The sequence below is a fragment of the Paraburkholderia strydomiana genome, from assembly GCF_031456815.1.
Taxonomy (GTDB): Bacteria; Pseudomonadota; Gammaproteobacteria; order Burkholderiales; family Burkholderiaceae; genus Paraburkholderia; species Paraburkholderia caledonica.
Map to the genome: position 1 here is coordinate 1 of NZ_JAVDVL010000040.1, position 2,057 is coordinate 2,057.

Below are 2,057 nucleotides of genomic sequence, written 5' to 3' on the forward strand. Positions count from 1 at the left end.
CACATGGTGCCGTCGTCGTATGTGGAGCTTGAGCGCTTTCCGTTGACGCCGAACGGCAAGCTCGATCGCCGCGCATTGCCTGCGCCGGAGGCGGTGGCGAACGCGAAGCAGGTCGTCGCCGCATCGACGCCCGCCGAGGCCGCCTTGCTTGCCGTCTGGCGTGCTGTGTTGCGGCGCGACGATATCGGCGTGACGGACAACTTCTTCGTGATAGGCGGCGACTCGATCTTGAGTCTGCAAATCGTGGCAAAAGCGCGCGATGCGGGCTTGCACGTGACGCCGCGCATGGTGTTCGAAGCGCCGACCGTGCAACAGCTTGCGCGTGCGGCCGGACCTGTGCCGGCGTCGGCATCCGCGTCGCTCGCTGGCGTTGAACGATCGGCTGCAACCAGTGCATCGGCGTCGTCCGATCTGTGGCGTGCGCTCGGCATCACGCCTGAGCACGTCGAGGACGTCTATCCGGCGACGCCGTTGCAAAGCGGTCTGCTTTATCACACGCTCGCGGAGTCGCAACAGGGCGCGTATCTCAACCAGATGCGCGCGACACTGTCGGGCACGCTCGACGTCGCCGCAATGCACGCAGCGTGGCAGACCGCGCTCGCGCGTCACGCGATTTTGCGCACGGGTTTCGCGTGGCAGCACGGCGGCTCGGTTATGCAGATTGTCCATCGCAGCATCGCGTTGCCGTTCGAAACGCACGACTGGTCCGCCGCACCCGATTACGACGCGCGCCTGGCCGACTGGCGGGCGCGCGATCTCGCCGATGGCATCGCGCCAGATGAGGCGCCGCTCATGCGCATCGCGCTCTTCATTCGCGACGCGCACAGCGCAGACCTCGTGTGGACGCATCATCATCTTCTGCTCGACGGCTGGAGCGTTTCGCTGTTGTTCGCGGAGATCTTGCGCGACTATCGACTGCGGACGAGCGGCGCTGCCGCGACGTTCGAACAGGCGCCGCCGTATCGCGGGTACGTCGAGTGGATTCGTGAAGCGGCCGACGATCCCGCAACCGAAGCATGGTGGCGCGCATGGGCCGCGCGCGCCGACGATCCGGCGACGCTCACCGCCAGTCTCGGCGAGCCGCGCGCAGCAGAACCGGGCGCCCATGCGCGGCGCTGCGCGCTGGACGAAGCGCTCGTCGCGCGTTTGCATGCAACGGCGCGTCGCCACGAAATCACGCTCAATACGCTGATGCAAGGCGCGTGGGCGGTGCTGCTCGCGCGCTATGGACATCGGCGACAGGTTTCATACGGCACTACGTTGTCGGGACGGCCGGCGCATCTGCCGGGCGTCGAACGCATGTTGGGGCTGTTCATCAATACGCTGCCGGTGCAGGTCGACGTCGACGCAAGCGCGGACCTCGGCGCATGGCTGCACAAGCTGCAAGGCGAGCTGATGGAACTGCGCCACTACGAGCACACGCCGCTCGCGCGCGTGCAGCAGTGGAGCGGACGTAGCGGCGACGCGCTGTTTGACAGCATAGTGGTGTTTGAAAACTATCCCGTCGATGCCGCGCGCGATGGCGACGCCAGCCTGAAGGTGGAGTCGATCGATTCCGTCGACCCCACGCATTACCCGCTCGCGCTAGCGATCATTCCGCGCGGAAAGACGCTTTCGCTCGAATGGGCGTGGAACGGCGAGCGGATCGATCGCGAGACCGTCGAACAAATTGCATTGCAGTACGAAGCAATTCTGACGCAAATGGCCGGGGACGTCGCGCGGCGCGTTGGATCGTTGACGTTGCCCGGGCGTTATGAAGCAGCGCCGTTGCAGCGTTATGCGTTCGAATCGCTCGGGATGGCGCTCGCGGCGCAGGCGAAGCGCTCGCCGGATGCGATTGCGCTGCGCTGCGAGGATGAGTCGCTCACCTATGCGGAACTGGATGCGTGGTCGGCGAAGCTGGCCGCACGACTCGTCGCGCGAGGTGTTGGCGCCGAGCGGCGCGTGGGGCTGTGCGTGGCACGCGGCCCGGCGCTGGTTGCGGCGCTGCTTGGGATCATCCGCTCGGGTGGGGCGTTCGTGCCGCTCGATCCTGAGTATCCGCCCGCACGCCTTGC

General features: G+C 66.5%; 1 protein-coding gene. It reads left to right on the forward strand.

What is annotated here, in order from left to right:
• The coding region (locus tag J2W46_RS34255; RefSeq protein ID WP_310360449.1) for a condensation domain-containing protein at nt 1-2,057 on the forward strand (2,057 nt) is incomplete at both ends.